At 69.6% G+C, this 18839-nt stretch carries 15 protein-coding genes; 14 read left to right on the forward strand and 1 reads right to left on the reverse strand.

Annotation, left to right across the window (positions count from 1 at the left end; all coding sequences use genetic code 11):
• Position 1: 1 nt before the first annotated feature.
• Genes KUM40_RS34270 through nuoN form a run of 13 tightly spaced genes read left to right on the forward strand, consistent with a single transcriptional unit; the run spans position 2 to position 15810 of the window.
• Positions 2-556: an NADH-quinone oxidoreductase subunit B family protein gene (locus KUM40_RS34270; RefSeq protein WP_217170199.1), complete on the forward strand. Its 555-nt coding sequence runs from the start codon at positions 2-4 to the stop codon at positions 554-556.
• Positions 553-1308, forward strand: coding sequence for an NADH-quinone oxidoreductase subunit C (locus KUM40_RS34275; protein WP_217170200.1), 756 nt, complete (start codon positions 553-555; stop codon positions 1306-1308). Before KUM40_RS34270 ends, KUM40_RS34275 begins: the two co-directional genes overlap by 4 nt.
• Positions 1305-2639, forward strand: coding sequence for an NADH-quinone oxidoreductase subunit D (locus tag KUM40_RS34280; RefSeq protein WP_217170201.1), 1335 nt, complete (start codon positions 1305-1307; stop codon positions 2637-2639). The genes KUM40_RS34275 and KUM40_RS34280 overlap by 4 nt, the downstream gene beginning before the upstream one ends.
• Positions 2636-3559, forward strand: a complete 924-nt coding sequence (nuoE, locus tag KUM40_RS34285) for an NADH-quinone oxidoreductase subunit NuoE (RefSeq protein ID WP_217170202.1) — start codon at positions 2636-2638, stop codon at positions 3557-3559. The genes KUM40_RS34280 and nuoE overlap by 4 nt, the downstream gene beginning before the upstream one ends.
• Entirely contained in the window at positions 3556-4905 is a 1350-nt protein-coding gene (gene nuoF / locus KUM40_RS34290) for an NADH-quinone oxidoreductase subunit NuoF (protein ID WP_217170203.1), read from the forward strand. Before nuoE ends, nuoF begins: the two co-directional genes overlap by 4 nt.
• Complete coding sequence (locus tag KUM40_RS34295; protein WP_217170204.1) at positions 4902-7406, forward strand: NADH-quinone oxidoreductase subunit G; 2505 nt, start codon at positions 4902-4904, stop codon at positions 7404-7406. The genes nuoF and KUM40_RS34295 overlap by 4 nt, the downstream gene beginning before the upstream one ends.
• Complete coding sequence (gene nuoH / locus KUM40_RS34300) at positions 7403-8803, forward strand: NADH-quinone oxidoreductase subunit NuoH (protein WP_217170205.1); 1401 nt, start codon at positions 7403-7405, stop codon at positions 8801-8803. The genes KUM40_RS34295 and nuoH overlap by 4 nt, the downstream gene beginning before the upstream one ends.
• Entirely contained in the window at positions 8796-9437 is a 642-nt protein-coding gene (gene nuoI, locus KUM40_RS34305) for an NADH-quinone oxidoreductase subunit NuoI (RefSeq protein ID WP_217170206.1), read from the forward strand. The genes nuoH and nuoI overlap by 8 nt, the downstream gene beginning before the upstream one ends.
• Positions 9434-10306 (forward strand): NADH-quinone oxidoreductase subunit J, encoded by an 873-nt coding sequence (locus tag KUM40_RS34310; RefSeq protein WP_217170207.1) that lies wholly within the window; start codon positions 9434-9436, stop codon positions 10304-10306. The genes nuoI and KUM40_RS34310 overlap by 4 nt, the downstream gene beginning before the upstream one ends.
• Positions 10303-10602, forward strand: a complete 300-nt coding sequence (gene nuoK / locus KUM40_RS34315; protein ID WP_059299944.1) for an NADH-quinone oxidoreductase subunit NuoK — start codon at positions 10303-10305, stop codon at positions 10600-10602. Before KUM40_RS34310 ends, nuoK begins: the two co-directional genes overlap by 4 nt.
• 11 nt (positions 10603-10613) lie before the next feature.
• Positions 10614-12578, forward strand: coding sequence for an NADH-quinone oxidoreductase subunit L (nuoL, locus tag KUM40_RS34320; protein ID WP_217170208.1), 1965 nt, complete (start codon positions 10614-10616; stop codon positions 12576-12578).
• A 5-nt stretch (positions 12579-12583) separates the two neighbouring features.
• Positions 12584-14155, forward strand: coding sequence for an NADH-quinone oxidoreductase subunit M (locus KUM40_RS34325; protein WP_217170209.1), 1572 nt, complete (start codon positions 12584-12586; stop codon positions 14153-14155).
• Complete coding sequence (gene nuoN / locus KUM40_RS34330; RefSeq protein ID WP_217170210.1) at positions 14152-15810, forward strand: NADH-quinone oxidoreductase subunit NuoN; 1659 nt, start codon at positions 14152-14154, stop codon at positions 15808-15810. Before KUM40_RS34325 ends, nuoN begins: the two co-directional genes overlap by 4 nt.
• Before the next feature lie 91 nt (positions 15811-15901).
• On the opposite strand, the gene KUM40_RS34335 is transcribed toward nuoN, so the two are convergent.
• Positions 15902-16501, reverse strand: a complete 600-nt coding sequence (locus KUM40_RS34335) for a Uma2 family endonuclease (protein ID WP_217170211.1) — start codon at positions 16499-16501, stop codon at positions 15902-15904.
• A 250-nt stretch (positions 16502-16751) separates the two neighbouring features.
• On the opposite strand from KUM40_RS34335, the gene recQ reads away from it, so the two are divergent.
• Positions 16752-18815 carry a DNA helicase RecQ gene (gene recQ / locus KUM40_RS34340; protein WP_217170212.1) on the forward strand — a complete coding sequence of 688 codons (2064 nt, stop codon included), beginning with the start codon at positions 16752-16754 and terminating at the stop codon, positions 18813-18815.
• Positions 18816-18839: the final 24 nt, after the last annotated feature.

Genomic DNA, 18839 nt, shown 5'->3' on the forward strand with positions numbered 1-18839 from the left:
CATGGGACTCGAAGAAAAACTGCCGAGCGGCTTCCTGCTGACCACCGTCGAGCAGGCCGCGGGCTGGGTACGCAAGTCGTCCGTCTTCCCCGCCACGTTCGGCCTCGCCTGTTGTGCCATCGAGATGATGACCACCGGCGCCGGCCGCTACGACCTGGCGCGGTTCGGCATGGAGGTCTTCCGCGGCTCACCGCGGCAGGCGGACCTGATGATCGTCGCGGGCCGGGTCAGCCAGAAGATGGCGCCGGTGCTGCGGCAGGTCTACGACCAGATGCCGGACCCGAAGTGGGTGATCTCCATGGGGGTCTGCGCCTCCTCGGGCGGCATGTTCAACAACTACGCCATCGTCCAGGGCGTCGACCACATCGTCCCGGTCGACATCTATCTCCCCGGCTGCCCGCCGCGGCCCGAGATGCTGTTGGACGCCATCCTCAAGCTCCATCAGAAGATCCAGGGCTCCAAGCTCGGGGTCAACGCCGAGGAGGCGGCCCGCGAGGCGGAGGAGGCGGCGCTCAAGGCCCTGCCCACGATCGAGATGAAGGGGCTGCTGCGGTGAGTGACGCGAACGACACCGCGGGTGACGCGAACGAGGTCAACCCCGAGAAGGACCTGTCCGCGGAGAACCTCCCGGGCCAGCGTGGTCAGGGAGGCGAGGAGATCCGCGTCCAGCGCGGCATGTTCGGCGCCAACAACGGCGGCGACACGTCCGGCTACGGCGGCCTGGTCCGCTCCGTCCGACTCCCCGGACCGGCGAGCAGGCCCTACGGCGGCTGGTTCGACGAGGTCGCCGACGAACTCGAGGGCGCGCTGGAGGAGCAGGGACTCCTGCCCGACAACGCCATCGACAAGACGGTCGTCGACCGCGACGAGCTGACCTTCCACATCGAGCGCGAGCACCTGGTCCGCGTCGCCCGCACCCTGCGCGACGACCCGGCCCTGCGCTTCGAACTGTGCACCGGCGTCAGCGGCGTCCACTACCCGCACGACAAGGGCCGCGAGCTGCACGCCGTCTACCACCTGCGCTCGATCACCCACAACCGGCTGATCCGCCTCGAAGTCAGCGCTCCCGACAGTGACCCGCACATCCCGTCACTGGTCGCCGTCTATCCGACGAACGACTGGCACGAGCGCGAGACGTACGACTTCTTCGGCATCGTCTTCGACGATCACCCGGCCCTGACGCGGATCATGATGCCGGACGACTGGCAGGGCTTTCCGCAGCGCAAGGACTACCCCCTCGGCGGCATCCCCGTCGAGTACAAGGGCGCCCAGATCCCGGCTCCGGACCAGCGGAGGTCGTACTCGTGAGCAGCACACAGTCAGCGTCCGCGGCCTCCGCGCGCGAGACCACCGAAGGCACCGTCTACACGGTCACCGGCGGCGACTGGGACGAGGTCGTCCAGTCCGCGGCCCGAGCCGACGACGAGCGCATCGTCGTCAACATGGGACCGCAGCACCCGTCCACGCACGGCGTGCTCCGCCTCATCCTGGAGATCGACGGCGAGACGGTCACCGAGGCCCGCTGCGGCATCGGCTACCTGCACACCGGCATCGAGAAGAACCTCGAGTACCGGAACTGGACGCAGGGCACCACGTTCGTGACGCGCATGGACTACCTGACGTCGTTCTTCAACGAGACGGCGTACTGCCTGGGCGTCGAGAAGCTCCTCGGCATCGAGGACGAGATCCCCGACCGGGCCACCGTCATCAGGGTCCTGCTGATGGAGCTGAACCGGCTCTCCTCCCACCTGGTGGCCATCGCCACCGGCGGCATGGAACTCGGCGCCACCACGATCATGATCTACGGCTTCCGTGATCGTGAACTGATTCTCGACATCTACGAGCTGATCACCGGCCTGCGGATGAACCACGCGTTCATCCGCCCGGGCGGACTCGCCCAGGACCTGCCGCCCGGCGCGGTGGACCACATCCGCGAGTTCGTGAAGAAGATGAAGAAGAACCTCCCGGAGTACGACAAGCTCGCCACCGGGAACCCCATCTTCAAGGGCCGCATGCAGGACGTCGGCTACCTCGACCTGGCCGGCTGCATGGCCCTCGGCGCCACCGGCCCGGTCCTCAGGTCCACCGGCCTGCCGCACGACCTGCGCAAGACCCAGCCGTACTGCGGCTACGACACGTACGACTTCGACATCCCGACCGCCGACACCTGCGACGCCTACGGCCGCTTCCTGATCCGTCTCGAGGAGATGCGCCAGTCGCTGAGGATCGTCGAGCAGTGCCTGGACCGGCTCAAGCCCGGCCCGGTCATGGTCGCCGACAAGAAGATCGCCTGGCCCGCCCAGCTCGCCCTGGGACCGGACGGACTGGGCAACTCCCTCGACCACATCAAGAAGATCATGGGCACCTCCATGGAGGCCCTGATCCACCACTTCAAGCTGGTCACCGAGGGCTTCCGCGTGCCCCCGGGACAGACCTACGCGGCGGTGGAGTCGCCCAAGGGCGAGCTCGGGGTGCACGTCGTCTCCGACGGCGGCACCCGCCCCTTCCGGGTCCACTTCCGCGACCCGTCCTTCACCAACCTGCAGGCCATGGCGGCGATGTGCGAGGGCGGCCAGGTCGCCGACGTCATCGTCGCCGTGGCATCCCTCGACCCCGTGATGGGAGGCGTCGACCGGTGACCACCTCTTCTTCGGAGCGGGGCGTCAGCCTGGGCATGCCGGAACTGCCCGCGCCCGCCTACCCGGACGACGTCCGGGCCCGGCTGGAGACCGACGCGCGCGAGGTCATCGCCCGCTACCCGGACTCCCGGTCCGCCCTCCTGCCGTTGCTGCACCTCGTGCAGGCGGAGGAGGGACACGTCACGCGCACCGGGATGCGGTTCTGCGCGGACATGCTGGACCTCACCACGGCCGAGGTCACCGCGGTCGCCACCTTCTACTCCATGTACCGGCGCGGGCCCAGCGGCGACTACCAGGTCGGCGTCTGCACCAACACGCTGTGCGCGGTCATGGGCGGCGACGCCATCTTCGAGTCCCTCCAGGAGCACCTGGGCGTCGGCAACGGCGAGACCACCGAGGACGGCAAGGTCACCCTGGAGCACATCGAGTGCAACGCGGCCTGCGACTTCGCGCCGGTCGTGATGGTCAACTGGGAGTTCTTCGACAACCAGACCCCGGCGAGCGTCCGCGGCCTCGTCGACGACCTGCGCGCGGGACTGCCGGTGACGCCCACGCGCGGTGCGCCGCTGTGCACCTTCAAGGAGACCGCCCGGATCCTGGCGGGCTTCCCCGACGAGCGGGACGGCGCCGTCGCGGCCGGCGGCAGCGCGGGTCCCGCCTCCCTGGCCGGCCTGAAGCTGGCCAAGGGCGAGGTGCCCGCCGCGCGCGTGGTGCACCCGCGGGACGGCGGACCGCACGACGCACCGCAGGAGCGGGCCGTGCACGACCCGTCCCCGACGGAACACCTCAGCTCGCACGACGCGCCGCAGGACACATCGGCCTCCGACCCCTCCCACCCGTCGCCCACCACCACCCGTGATGGAGGGGCTTCGCCCCGCCCTGCTGACCAGGCGGGGCCCACCGCCGAGGAGGGGGAGTGATGACCGTGGCAGCCGAGATCAAGGGCAGCAGTCCGGAGAAGCTGCTCGCACCCGTGCTGTCGGCCTTCTGGGACGAGGACGAGTCCTGGACTCTCGACGTCTACCGGAGGCACGAGGGGTACGAGGGGCTCCGCAAGGCGCTGGCGATGGCGCCGGACGACCTGATCGCGTACGTCAAGGAGTCCGGTCTGCGTGGACGCGGCGGTGCCGGGTTCCCGACGGGGATGAAGTGGCAGTTCATTCCCCAGGGCGATGGCAAGCCTCACTATCTAGTTGTCAACGCCGACGAATCGGAGCCGGGGACCTGCAAGGACATCCCGCTCCTCTTCGCGAACCCGCACAGCCTCATCGAGGGCATCGTCATCGCGTGTTATGCCATCAGGTCTTCGCATGCCTTCATCTATCTGCGTGGTGAAGTCGTCCCAGTGCTGCGGCGGTTGCACGAGGCCGTGCGCGAGGCCCACGCGGCCGGCTTCCTCGGCGAGAACATCCTGGGCAGCGGACTCGACCTCACCCTCACCGTGCACGCGGGCGCCGGCGCGTACATCTGCGGTGAGGAGACCGCACTGCTCGACTCGCTCGAAGGCCGCCGGGGTCAACCGCGGCTCCGTCCCCCCTTTCCTGCCGTCGCGGGCCTCTACGCGTGCCCGACTGTGGTGAATAACGTCGAATCGATCGCGTCAGTTCCCGCGATCCTGAACAAGGGCAAGGACTGGTTCAGGTCGATGGGCAGCGAGAAGTCCCCGGGCTTCACGCTCTACTCGCTCAGCGGCCACGTCGCGGGTCCCGGCCAGTACGAGGCCCCGCTCGGCATCACGCTGCGCCAGCTCCTCGACATGAGCGGCGGCATGCGCCCCGGCCACCGCCTCAAGTTCTGGACGCCCGGCGGCTCCTCGACGCCGATGTTCACCGACGAGCACCTCGACGTCCCTCTTGACTACGAAGGAGTGGGCGCCGCGGGTTCCATGCTCGGCACGAAGGCGCTCCAGTGCTTCGACGAGACGACCTGCGTCGTGCGCGCCGTCACCCGCTGGACCGAGTTCTACGCCCACGAGTCCTGCGGCAAGTGCACGCCCTGCCGCGAAGGCACGTACTGGCTCGTCCAACTGCTGCGCGACATCGAGGCCGGCAAGGGCGTCATGTCCGACCTCGACAAGCTGAACGACATCGCCGACAACATCAACGGCAAGTCGTTCTGCGCCCTCGGCGACGGTGCCGCCTCGCCGATCTTCTCCTCGCTCAAGTACTTCCGCGAGGAGTACGAGGAGCACATCACGGGCCGCGGCTGCCCCTTCGACCCGGCCAAGTCGACGGCCTGGGCCGACCGCACGGAGGTGAAGGCATGACAGTGGCCACCAATGCTCCCTCGGGAGGGGGAGAGGCGGCGGTCCCGCCGGAGGATCTCGTCTCGCTGACGATCGACGGCGCCGAGATCAGCGTGCCCAAGGGCACCCTGGTCATCCGGGCCGCCGAGCAGCTCGGCATCGAGATCCCCCGGTTCTGCGACCACCCCCTCCTCGACCCGGCCGGCGCCTGCCGCCAGTGCATCGTCGAGGTCGAGGGCCAGCGCAAGCCCATGGCGTCCTGCACCATCACCTGCACCGACGGGATGGTGGTGAAGACGCAGCTCACCTCGCCCGTCGCCGAGAAGGCCCAGCACGGTGTGATGGAGCTGCTGCTCATCAACCACCCGCTGGACTGCCCGGTCTGCGACAAGGGCGGCGAGTGCCCGCTGCAGAACCAGGCCATGTCGCACGGCCAGTCCGACTCCCGCTTCGAGGGCAAGAAGCGGACCTACGAGAAGCCCGTGGCGATCTCCACGCAGGTGCTGCTCGACCGCGAGCGCTGCGTGCTGTGCGCACGCTGCACCCGGTTCTCCAACCAGATCGCGGGCGACCCGATGATCGAGCTGATCGAACGGGGCGCGCTCCAGCAGGTCGGCACCGGCGAGGGCGACCCCTTCGAGTCGTACTTCTCCGGCAACACCATCCAGATCTGCCCGGTCGGCGCGCTCACCTCGGCGGCGTACCGGTTCCGCTCCCGGCCCTTCGACCTGATCTCCTCGCCGTCCGTGTGCGAGCACTGCTCCGGCGGCTGCGGGACCCGCACCGACCACCGGCGCGGCAAGGTCATGCGGCGCCTCGCGGCCAACGAGCCCGAGGTCAACGAGGAGTGGATCTGCGACAAGGGGCGCTTCGGGTTCCGGTACGCACAGCAGCGGGACCGGCTCACCACGCCCCTGGTGCGCAACGCGGAGGGCGAGCTGGAGCCCGCCTCCTGGCCGGAGGCCCTGCAGATCGCCGCGCAGGGGCTGCTCGCCTCCAAGGGGCGCACCGGCGTCCTGACCGGCGGGCGGCTCACCGTCGAGGACGCCTACGCGTACAGCAAGTTCGCGCGCGTGGCGCTCGACACCAACGACATCGACTTCCGCGCGCGCGTGCACAGCGCCGAGGAGGCCGACTTCCTGGCCGCCCGGATCGCCGGCCGCGGCCGGGACCTCGACGGTACGGGCGTCACCTACACCGCGCTGGAGAAGGCGCCCGCCGTGCTGCTGGTCGGGTTCGAGGCCGAGGAGGAGGCACCCGGCGTCTTCCTGCGGCTGCGCAAGGCCTGGCGGGGACACGGGCAGAAGGTCTTCTCGCTGGCCACGCACGCCACACGGGGCCTGGAGAAGGCGGGCGGCACCCTGCTCCCCGCCGCCCCCGGCACCGAGACCGAGTGGCTGGACGCCCTCGCGAGCGGCGTCGGACTGGAGACGGGCGGCGCCCAGGCGGCCGAGGCCCTGCGGGCCGAGGGTGCCGTGATCGTCGTCGGCGAGCGGCTGGCGTCCGTGGCCGGCGGTCTCACCTCCGCCGTACGGACCTCCGCGGCGACCGGCGCCAGGCTGGTGTGGATCCCGCGCCGGGCCGGGGAGCGCGGCGCGATCGAGGCGGGCGCGCTGCCGTCGCTGCTGCCCGGCGGGCGCCCGGCGACCGACCCGCGCGCACGCGCGGAGGTCGCCGCCCTCTGGGGCCTGGCCGACCTTCCGCACCGCTACGGCCGTGACACCGGCGAGATCGTCGAGGCCGCGGCCCGCGGCGAACTCCAGGCGCTGCTGGTGGCGGGCGTGGAGGTCGCCGACCTTCCCTACCCGGCACGCGCGCGTGCGGCACTCGACGAGGCCGGGTTCGTGGTGTCGCTGGAGCTGCGGCCCGGCGAGGTCACCGAACGCGCCGACGTCGTCCTGCCCGTCGCCGCGGTCGCCGAGAAGCCCGGCACCTTCCTCAACTGGGAGGGCAGGGTGCGCTTCTTCGAGGCCGCGCTCAAGCCCGACCAGATGACCCGCCCAGTCGCTCCCGCCGACGCCCGCGTCCTGCAGATGCTGGCCGACGCCATGGACGTACACCTCGGCCTGCCCGATCTGCGCACCACGCGCGCGGAGATCGACCGGTTCGGAGCCTGGGACGGGCCGCGGGCCGGTGAGCCGCTGCAGACCGCGAGCGCGCTGCCGCGCCCGGCCGCCGGCGAGGCCGTACTGGCCGGGCACCGGCTGCTGCTCGACCGGGGCCTGCTCCAGCAGGGCGACGAGGCGCTCGCCGGTACCCGGCACGCCGCACGCGCGCGCGTGTCGGCCGCCACGGCCGCCGAGGCGGGCGTCAAGGACGGCGACCTCCTCGCCGTGACCGGTCCCGCCGGAGTCGTCGAACTCCCGCTTCAGGTCACCGAGATGCCCGACCGGGTGGTCTGGCTTCCGCTGAACTCGGCCGGCACCGGCGTCGCCTCCGACGCCGGGGTGCTGCCCGGAACCCTCGTCCGCATCGGTCCGGCGACGCCCGCGGGCGCAGCCCCCAAGGAGGTGGAGGCATGAGCCCGTACCTCGCCGCTGAAGACCTCTCGATGTTCGGCACCGACCCCTGGTGGCTGGTCGTCATCAAGGCGGTGTTCTGCTTCGCCTTCCTGATGGTGACCGTGCTGTTCTCCATCGTGTGGGAGCGCAAGGTCGTCGCCTGGATGCAACTGCGCGTCGGCCCGAACCGGCACGGCCCATGGGGCATGCTCCAGTCGCTCGCCGACGGCATCAAGCTGATGCTCAAGGAAGACGTCGTCGTCAAACGCGCCGACAAGGCGGTGTACGTCCTCGCGCCGGTCGTCGCGGCCATCCCGGCCTTCATGGCGATCGCGGTGATCCCCTTCGGGCCGGCCGGCAACGAGATCTCGATCTTCGGCCACCGCACCGCCATGCAGCTCACCGACCTGCCGATCGCCATGCTGTTCATCCTGGCGGTCGCCTCGGTCGGCATCTACGGCATCGTGCTCGCCGGCTGGAGCTCCGGATCGACGTACCCGCTGCTCGGCGGGTTGCGGTCCTGCGCGCAGATGATCTCCTACGAGATCGCGATGGGCGCCGCGTTCGCCTCGGTGTTCCTCTACTCCGGTTCGATGTCGACCTCGGAGATCGTCGCCCAGCAGGACGACCGCTGGTACATCGTGCTGCTGCCGGTCTCCTTCATCCTCTACATCGTCACGATGATCGGCGAGACCAACCGCGCCCCCTTCGACATGCCCGAGTCCGAGGGCGACCTGGTGGGCGGCTTCAACACCGAGTACTCGTCGATCAAGTTCGCGATGTTCATGCTCGCCGAGTACGTGAACATGGTGACGGTCTCGGCGGTCGCCACCACGCTGTTCCTCGGCGGCTGGCGGGCCCCGTGGCCGATCAGCACCTTCTGGGAGGGCGCCAACCACGGCTGGTGGCCGCTGCTCTGGTTCGTGGTCAAGGTCCAGTTGTTGCTGTTCTTCTTCATCTGGCTGCGCGGCACGCTTCCCCGGGTCCGCTACGACCAGTTGATGAAGCTCGGCTGGAAGGTCCTCATCCCGGTCTCCCTGGTCTGGCTGATGCTGGTCGCGACCGTGCGGGCCCTCAGGAACGAGAACTACGGCTTCAGCGACATCGCCCTCTACATCGGCGGCGGCGTCCTGGCTCTGCTGGTGCTGTCCTTCGTCGTGGACATGTACCGCGACCGGGGCGGGCAGGCCGGGGAACCGGCCGAGGGCACCGCCGGGGAGCCGGCCGCCTTCGACCCGATGGCCGGCGGGTTCCCCGTACCGCCGATGCCCGGTCAGGAGTTGCCACCGGTGCCCAGGCGCCGTCCCCGCCGGGAGCGGGAGCTGATTGTCAGTGGTGGGCCCGATACTCAGAGTGACGGATCTCTGGGCGGATCACTGGACGGATCTACGGATGGAAAGGAGGCGTCCGATGGCTGAGGAACCCAAGGAGACCGACCCCGGTTTCCTGAACCCCGTGGCCGGCTTCGGCGTGACCTTCAAGGCCATGTTCAAGAAGCGGCTGACCGAGCAGTACCCGGAGCAGGAGAAGACCACTGCCCCGCGCTTCCACGGGCGGCACCAGCTCAACCGCCATCCGGACGGTCTGGAGAAGTGCGTCGGCTGCGAGCTGTGCGCCTGGGCCTGTCCCGCCGACGCCATCTACGTGGAGGGCGCGGACAACACCGACGAGGAGCGCTACTCGCCGGGCGAGCGGTACGGCCGCGTCTACCAGATCAACTACGCCCGCTGCATCCTGTGCGGCCTGTGCATCGAGGCGTGCCCCACGCGCGCGCTGACGATGACCAACGAGTTCGAGCTGGCCGACTCCAGCCGCGCCAACCTCATCTTCACCAAGGACCAGTTGCTCGCCGGTCTGGAGGAGGGGATGGTCGACTCGCCCCACGCCATCTATCCCGGCACCGACGAACAGGACTACTACCGGGGCCTGGTGACCGAGGCCGCACCGGGCACCGAACAGCAGGTCGCCCACTCCGAGGGAGAGGTGGTCCAGGAGGCCGCCTCCACCTTCGGCCCGGAGGAACCGGCGTCGGAGGAGGTGATCCGCCGATGAGCGCGCAGCTCGCCGCCGCAGCGACGCTCTCCGTCGGCACCTCCACCGGAGAGGCCGTCCAGTTCTGGATCCTTGGTACGGTCGCGGTGATCGGCGCCCTGTGCACCGTCTTCATGAGGAGGGCCGTGCACAGCGCGCTGTGCCTCGCCGGAACCATGATCGTCCTGGCGGTGTTCTACCTCGCCAACGGCGCCTACTTCCTCGGCATCGTGCAGATCGTCGTCTATACGGGCGCCATCATGATGCTGTTCCTGTTCGTGGTGATGCTCGTCGGTGTCACCGCGGCGGACTCGCTGAAGGAGACCATCAAGGGTCAGCGCTGGCTGGCCCTGCTGTCCGGTCTCGGCTTCGGCATCCTGCTGATCGCCGGCATCGGCAACGCCTCCATCACGGAGTTCACCGGCCTCGCCCAGGCCAACGCGAACGGCAACGTGGAGGGCATCGCGTCCCTCATCTTCACCAAGTACGTCTTCGCCTTCGAGATCACCGGCGCCCTGCTCATCACGGCCGCCGTCGGCGCCATGGTCCTCACCCACCGCGAGCGCACCGAGCGCGCCAGGACCCAGCGCGAGCTGTCCGAGCAGCGCGTCCGCGAGGGCAAGCACCTGCCGCCGCTGCCCGCACCCGGCGTGTACGCCCGGCACAACGCGGTCGACATCGCGGGCCTGCTGCCCGACGGCACCCCCTCCGAGCTGACCGTCAGCAAGACGCTGCGCGAGCGGGGTCAGATCCGTGACGTGTCGATGGAGGCGCTGGGCGACCTGAAGGCACTGGAGGAGCGGTCCGAGGACCGCCTGGAACGCAAGGCGGTCGGCCCGGCGGGCTCCACGCGGTCCGACTCCGAGCGGTCCGAGGAGGCGTCGAAGTGAATCCCGTCAACTACCTCTACCTCGCGGCCCTGTTGTTCACGATCGGCGCCACCGGTGTGCTGGTCCGGCGCAACGCGATCGTGGTCTTCATGTGCATCGAGCTGATGCTCAACGCCTGCAACCTCGCGTTCGTCGCCTTCTCCCGGATGCACGGCAACCTCGACGGCCAGATCATCGCCTTCTTCACGATGGTCGTCGCCGCCGCGGAGGTCGTGGTCGGGCTCGCGATCATCGTGTCCCTGTTCCGTTCCCGCCACTCGGCCTCGGTCGACGACGCCAGCCTGATGAAGCTGTAAGGGGCTGAAACGTGGAGAACCTGATTGCGCTGCTGGTGGCGGCGCCCCTGCTCGGAGCCGCGGTCCTGCTGTGCGGCGGACGCCGGCTGGACGCCGTCGGTCACTGGATCGGCACGCTGCTGGCCGCCGTGTCCTTCGTGATCGGCGTCGTCCTCTTCGCCGACCTGCTCGGCAGCGGCGCCGAGGACCGCACCCTGACGCAGCACCTGTTCAGTTGGATCCCGGTGGAGGGATTCCAGGCCGACGTCGCCTTCCGGCTCGACCAGTTGTCGATGACGTTCGTCCTGCTGATCACCGGCGTCGGCTCGCTCATCCACCTGTACTCGGTCGCGTACATGGAGCACGACGAGCGGCGCCGCCGCTTCTTCGGCTACCTGAACCTGTTCCTCGCGGCGATGCTGCTGCTCGTCCTCGCCGACAACTACCTGCTGCTGTACGTCGGCTGGGAGGGCGTCGGACTCGCCTCCTACCTGCTGATCGGCTTCTGGCAGCACAAACCGAGCGCCGCCACCGCCGCGAAGAAGGCCTTCCTGGTCAACCGCGTCGGCGACATGGGCCTGTCCATCGGCATCATGCTGATGTTCCTGTGGTTCGGCACCTTCGCCTTCGGGCCGGTGCTCGGCGGCCACGGGGAGGCCGGACTCGCGGGCTCGGCCGACGAGGGCAAGCTCACCGCGATCGCCCTGATGCTGCTGCTCGCCGCCTGCGGCAAGTCCGCCCAGGTGCCGCTGCAGTCCTGGCTCGGCGACGCGATGGAGGGCCCGACCCCGGTCTCCGCCCTCATCCACGCCGCGACGATGGTGACGGCGGGCGTCTACCTGATCGTCCGCTCCGGCGCCATCTTCAACGGCGCGCCCGACGCGCAGTTGGTGGTCACCATCGTCGGCGCGGTCACGCTGCTGTTCGGTGCGATCGTCGGTTGTGCCAAGGACGACATCAAGAAGGCGCTGGCCGGTTCGACCATGTCGCAGATCGGCTACATGGTGCTGGCCGCCGGCCTCGGCCCCGTCGGCTACGTCTTCGCGATCATGCACCTGGTGACGCACGGCTTCTTCAAGGCCGGGCTGTTCCTCGGCGCCGGCTCCGTCATGCACGGCATGAACGACGAGGTCGACATGCGTCGCTACGGCGGACTGCGCAAGTACATGCCGGTCACCTTCGTCACCTTCGGCCTCGGCTATCTCGCCATCATCGGCTTCCCGGGTCTGTCCGGCTTCTTCTCCAAGGACAAGATCATTGAGGCGGCGTTCGCCAAGGGCGGCACCGAGGGCTGGATCCTCGGCGCCTGCGCCCTGCTGGGCGCGGCCATCACGGCGTACTACATGACGCGCGTGATGCTGATGACGTTCTTCGGCGAGGAGCGCTGGCGCAACGCCCCGACGCCGTCTCCCGCGAAGCCGGACGTGGAGCCCGCCGCCGAAACCCGCGGCGACTACGAGCCGCCGCACCCGCACGAGTCGCCGAAGACCATGACGATCCCGATGATCGTGCTGGCCGTCGGGTCGGTCGGGGCCGGTGCCTTCTTCAGCATCGGCGACCGCTTCCTGCACTGGCTCGAGCCCGTCACCGGGCACAGCCACGGCGACGCGCCGATCAGCGCCGGTACGGTCACCGCGGCGACGGTGGCCTGCATGGTCGTCGGCGTCGCGATCGCCTGGGCCCAGTACGGGCGCCGTCCGGTCCCGGCCGTCGCCCCGCGCGGGTCGCTGCTCACCCGGGCCGCCCGGCGCGACCTGCTCCAGGACGACTTCAACCACGTCGTCCTCGTCCGCGGCGGCGAGCACCTCACACGCTCCCTGGTCTACGTCGACCACACCCTGGTCGACGGAGTCGTCAACGGCACGGCGGCCTCGGTCGGCGGCCTGTCCGGGCGGATGCGCAAGCTGCAGAACGGCTTCGCGCGCTCGTACGCGGTCTCGATGTTCGGCGGTGCGGCACTCCTCGTCGCCGCGACCCTGCTGATGAGGGCGGTCTGATACCGATGTCCTTTCCCCTGCTGACAGTCACGGCGGCCCTCCCGGCCGTCGGGGCGATCGCCACGGCAGCCGTGCCGGCCGCGAAACGCACCGCCGCCAAGTGGCTGGCGCTGCTGGTCTCGCTGGCCACGCTCGGGCTGGCGATCGCGGTCCTGGTCCGCTTCGACCCCGACGGCGACCGCTACCAGCTCACCGAGTCCCACTCCTGGATCGCGGACTTCGGCGTCCGGTACGAACTGGGCGTGGACGGCATCGCGGTGGCGCTGATCGCGCTGACCGCCCTGCTGATCCCGTTCATCATCCTGGCGGGCTGGCACGACGCCGACCCGCTGGAGACCGGCAGCAGCCGGTGGCGGCCGACACAGGGCTTCTTCGCCCTGATCCTGGCCGTCGAGGCGATGGTGATCATCTCTTTCGAGGCCACCGACGTCTTCCTCTTCTACATCTTCTTCGAAGCCATGCTGATCCCCCTGTACTTCCTGATCGGCGGCTTCGGGGACCGGGCGCACGAGCACGGCGAGAAGACGGCCGCCACCCAGCGGTCCTACGCGGCGGTGAAGTTCCTCCTCTACAACCTGGCCGGCGGTCTGATCATGCTGGCCGCGGTGATCGGGCTCTACGTGGTCGCCGGGAACTTCTCGCTCGCCGAGATCGCCGAGGCGCGGGCCAACGGTTCGCTGGACATGGCGACCAGCACCGAGCGCTGGCTGTTCCTCGGCTTCTTCTTCGCCTTCGCGGTGAAGGCACCGCTGTGGCCGCTGCACACCTGGCTGCCCAACGCCATGCAGGAGTCCACGGCCCCGGTCGCCGTGCTCATCACGGCGGTCGTCGACAAGGTCGGCACCTTCGCGATGCTCCGCTTCTGCCTCCAGCTCTTCCCGGAGGCGAGCAAGTGGGCGACGCCGGTGATCCTGGTGCTGGCGGTCGTCAGCATCATCTACGGGGCGCTGCTCGCGGTCGGCCAGCGGGACATCAAGCGGCTGATCGCCTACGCGTCGATCTCGCACTTCGGCTTCATCATCATGGGCATCTTCGCGATGACCAGCCAGGGCCAGTCCGGCGCCACGCTGTACATGGTCAACCACGGCATCTCGACCGCCGTGCTGATGCTGATCGCCGGATTCCTGATCTCGCGGCGCGGCTCGCGCCTCATCGCCGACTTCGGCGGTGTGCAGAAGGTCGCCCCGGTGCTGGCCGGCACCTTCCTGATCGGCGGTCTTGCGACCCTGTCACTGCCGGGCCTGGCGCCCTTCGTCAGTGAGTTCCTGGTCCTGGTCGGCACGTTCACGCGCTATCCGGTGATCGGGATCATCGCCACCTTCGGCATCGTTCTCGCCGCGCTCTACACGCTCGTCCTCTACCAGCGGACGATGACGGGCCCGGTGAAGCCCGAGGTGTCCGCGATGCCCGACCTACGGGTTCGTGAGCTGGTGGTCGTGGCGCCTCTGGTGGCGTTGCTGATCTTCCTGGGCGTCTTCCCGAAGCCCGTCACGGACATCGTCAATCCCGCGGTGGAGCAGACCATGTCCGACGTACACAAGAAGGACCCCCAGCCTGAGGTGGAGGCGGCCAAGTGAGCGCAACAGCCGTCCACAGCCTGTGGACAACGGCGGCGACGGCGGCCGATCCGATCGCCAAGATCGACGCGCCGGAGATCGAGTACGGGCAGTTGTCGCCCGTCCTCATCGTCCTCGGCGCGGCGATCATCGGAATCCTGGTCGAGGCATTCGTGCCCCGCCGGTCCCGCTACTACGTACAGATGTTCCTGTCCGTCGTCGCCCTGGTCGCGGCCTTCGCCGCGGTCGTCGCGCTCGCGGCGGGCGGATACGGCACGACCAAGGCCGGCATCGCGGCGATGGGCGCCATCGCCGTCGACGGACCGGCCCTGTTCCTGCAGGGCACCATCCTGCTGACCAGCCTGGTCGGCCTGTTCACCTTCGCCGAGCGGCGGCTCGACCCGGAGGCGCACGGCAACCGCGTCGACTCCTTCGCCGCACAGGCGGCGGCCGTGCCGGGCAGCGAGAGCGAGCAGAAGGCGGTGAAGGCAGGGTTCACCACCACCGAGGTGTTCCCGCTGCTGCTCTTCGCCGTCGTCGGCATGCTGGTCTTCCCGGCGGCCAACGATCTGCTGACCCTCTTCGTGGCCCTGGAGGTCTTCTCCCTCCCGCTGTACCTGCTGTGCGCGCTGGCCCGCCGCAAGCGGCTCATGTCGCAGGAAGCGGCCGTCAAGTACTTCCTGCTCGGCGCCTTCGCCTCCGCGTTCACCCTGTTCGGCATCGCGCTGCTCTACGGCTACGCGGGCTCGATGTCGTACGGCACGATCGCCGAGGTCGTCAACGGCACCGTCCAGAACGTCACCCCGGCGCTCGCCGACACCATGGGCAACGACGCGCTGCTGCTCGTCGGCTCCGCGCTGATCGTCATGGGATTGCTGTTCAAGGTGGGCGCGGTGCCGTTCCACATGTGGACACCGGACGTGTACCAGGGCGCGCCGACACCCGTGACCGGCTTCATGGCGGCGGCGACCAAGGTGGCCGCGTTCGGCGCCCTGCTCCGCATCCTCTACGTCGTCCTGCCCGGCCTGCGCTGGGACTGGCGGCCGGTGATGTGGGCGGTGGCGATCGTCACCATGCTGGGCGGTGCGATCGTCGCGATCACCCAGACGGACATCAAGCGGCTGCTGGCGTACTCGTCGATCGCGCACGCGGGCTTCATCCTCGCCGGTGTCATCGCCACCACGCCGGAGGGCATCTCGTCCGTCCTCTTCTACCTCGCGGCGTACTCCTTCGTCACGATCGGCGCCTTCGCGGTCGTCACGCTGGTGCGCGACGCGGGCGGTGAGGCGACGCACCTGTCCAAGTGGGCCGGGCTCGGTCGCAGGTCACCGCTGGTGGCGGCCGTGTTCGCGGTATTCCTGCTGGCCTTCGCCGGCATCCCGCTGACCTCCGGGTTCTCGGGCAAGTTCGCCGTGTTCAAGGCCGCGGCGGAGGGCGGCGCGGCTCCGCTGGTCGTGGTCGGCGTGATCTCGTCGGCGATCGCGGCGTTCTTCTACATCCGCGTGATCGTGCTGATGTTCTTCAGCGAGCCGCGCCCGGAGGGCCCGACCGTCGCGGTGCCGTCACCACTGACGATGACGGCGATCGGTGTCGGAGTCGCGGTCACGGTGGTGCTCGGCGTGGCACCGCAGTACTTCCTGGACCTGGCGGGTCAGGCGGGCGTGTTCGTGCGCTGACGCGTGCGCTGCGTGCGCTCGCCGGTAGGACCGCGGCGGCCCGGCACCCCAGGAGCAAGGGTGCCGGGCCGCCGTCGCGTGCTCTGGGTGCCTACGCGTTGCCAGGACGGGCCTTGATGGCCGTCAGGTCGAGGTCCATCGGGAAGGGCGCACTTACCTTCATGCGTTCGCGGAAGATGCCGACGCTGGTGTAGGCCTCGACGGTGGGCTCGAGCTCGAAGGCATGCACCACCGCGAGACCCTTCTCGCTCTCGACCCTCCAGTAGTGCGGGATCTTCGCCCTGGCGTACTTCAGAGGCTTGGTCTCGCGGTCTCGGGAGACCGATTCGGTGGAGACCACCTCGACTGCCAGCAAGACGGCCGATGACGGAAACCGGGTCTGGGCCGACTCCGTCCAGGCGTCTGCCCGAAACACGATGACGTCCGGCTCCGGCCTGTTCTGCACGTCGATGTCGATCGTGAACTCACGGAAGACCTCGAACTCGGCAGGTGCCAGCGACTGCAACTGCCACTTGAAGAAGTCGACAGCTCGTTCATGAAAGGCGGTCTGCGGACTCACGAAGACCAGGCTCCCGTCGATCAGCTCCGTATGCGGAGGCAGGTTCGGAAGCTGGTCCAGGTCGTCTGCGGTCCAGCCGCCCTCCGGCGGGATCGGCCAGGTGGGCTTGGACGCCTTCGGTGCGACGCTCATCAGTGCTCCCATGGGACGGAGTCTCGCGGGTGCAATCAGACTATCCGCCGGAAACGGGCGAGTCTCCCGCGAACGTGTGAACGACCGTCGCGCCCTTGACGCGGGTGTCGGTGTGCAGCCTGTGGATAACTCCGAGGCTGTCGGCGCGGACCCCTATCGTTGAGGCAGTGGTCGGGACAGGACGGACCAGACGGGCCAGACGGGCCAGACGGGCCAGACGGGCGAGGCAGGGCGTACGGGGGACGGGACGATGGGCGGGACGGGCGTGATCGGCGAGATGTCAGAGGCGACGGCGGAGACGGCGGAGAAGGCGGAGACAGGGGTGGGGCGGCTGGACAGCGAGACGCTGGCCACGCTGCACCGGGTCTTCGGGTACGAGGCATTCCGCGGCGAGCAGGAAGCGGTCGTCGACCATGTGGTGGCGGGCGGCGACGCCGTCGTGCTCATGCCGACCGGCGGTGGCAAGTCGCTGTGCTACCAGATTCCGTCCCTGGTCAGGCCCGGCACGGGCATCGTGGTCTCGCCGCTGATCGCGCTGATGCAGGACCAGGTGGACGCGCTGCGGGCGCTCGGCGTGCGCGCCGGGTTCATGAACTCCACGCAGGACTTCGACGAGCGACGCGTGGTCGAGGCCGAGTACCTGGCCGGTGAGCTGGACCTGCTGTACCTGGCGCCCGAGCGGTTGCGCCTGGAGAGCACCCTCGACCTGCTCTCCCGCGGCAAGATCTCCCTCTTCGCCATCGACGAGGCACACTGCGTCTCCCAGTGGGGCCACGACTTCCGGCCCGACTACCTCGCCCTGTCGCTGCTCGGCGAGCGCTGGCCGGACGTGCCCCGCCTCGCGCTCACGGCGACGGCCACCGACGCGACCCACCGCGAGATCACCGAGCGGCTGAACATGCCGGCGGCGCGGCACTTCGTGGCCAGCTTCGACCGGCCCAACATCCAGTACCGGATCGTGCCCAAGGCCGAGCCCAAGAAGCAGTTGCTGAGCTTCCTGCGCGAGGAGCACCCCGGGGACGCGGGCATCGTGTACTGCCTCTCGCGCAACTCCGTCGAGAAGACCGCCGAGTTCCTGTCGCGCAACGGTGTCGAGGCGGTGCCGTACCACGCGGGCCTCGACGCGGGCACCCGCGCGGCGCACCAGTCGAGGTTCCTGCGCGAGGAGGGCCTGGTGGTCGTGGCGACCATCGCCTTCGGCATGGGCATCGACAAGCCGGACGTGCGGTTCGTCGCCCACCTGGACCTGCCCAAGTCGGTCGAGGGCTACTACCAGGAGACCGGCCGCGCCGGCCGGGACGGGCTGCCGTCGACGGCCTGGATGACGTACGGCCTCAACGACGTCATACAACTGCGCAAGCTGATCCAGTCCGGCGAGGGCGACGAGGCGTTCCGCCGCCGGGCCCAGTCCCACCTGGACGCGATGCTCGCCCTGTGCGAGACCGTCCAGTGCCGCCGCGGCCAGCTCCTCGCCTACTTCGGACAGGATCCGGACCGGCCCGGCTGCGGGAACTGCGACACCTGCCTGACCCCGCCCCAGACCTGGGACGGCACGGTCGCGGCGCAGAAGGTGCTGTCGACGGTGGTGCGGCTGAAGCGTGAGCGTGGGCAGAAGTTCGGCGCCGGGCAGATCATCGACATCCTGCTGGGCAAGCGCACCGCCAAGGTGATCCAGTTCGACCACGACCAGCTCTCCGTGTTCGGCATCGGCGAGGAGCTGGCCGAGGGCGAGTGGCGCGGCGTCGCCCGGCAACTGCTGGCCCAGGGGCTGCTCGCGGTCGAGGGGGAGTACGGCACGCTGGTGCTGACCGAGACCAGCGGCGAGGTTCTGCGGCGGGAGCGGGAGGTGCCGCTGCGCAAGGAGCCCAAGAAGCCGGCCGCGGCCAAGGCGGCGGGCGGCGCCCGCGGCGACCGCAAGGCGAAGGCGGCCGCGGCCGAACTGCCCGCGGAGCTGCTCCCCGCCTTCGAGGCGCTGCGCGCCTGGCGCGCGGAACAGGCCCGAGAGCAGGGCGTCCCGGCGTACGTCATCTTCCACGACGCCACCCTCCGGGAGATCGCCACCGTGTGGCCCACCTCGGTCGGGCAGCTCGGCGGGATCAGCGGGGTCGGCGAGAAGAAGCTGGCGACGTACGGGGAGGGTGTGGTCGAGGTGCTGGCGGGACTGGACGGACCGGCCGCCGCCACACCCGTGCCCCCGGCCCCGTCGACCAACGCGGGCACCGGTCCCGGTTCGGGCACCGGTCCCGGTTCGCACTCCGGCGCGGACGACTGGCCCGAGCACGAACCGGAGCCCGAGCCCGACGACTGGATATAGGCGGCTGGGCGACTGGACGCAGGG

The sequence above is a fragment of the Streptomyces sp. AC512_CC834 genome (assembly GCF_019049325.1).
Classification (GTDB): domain Bacteria; phylum Actinomycetota; class Actinomycetes; order Streptomycetales; family Streptomycetaceae; genus Streptomyces.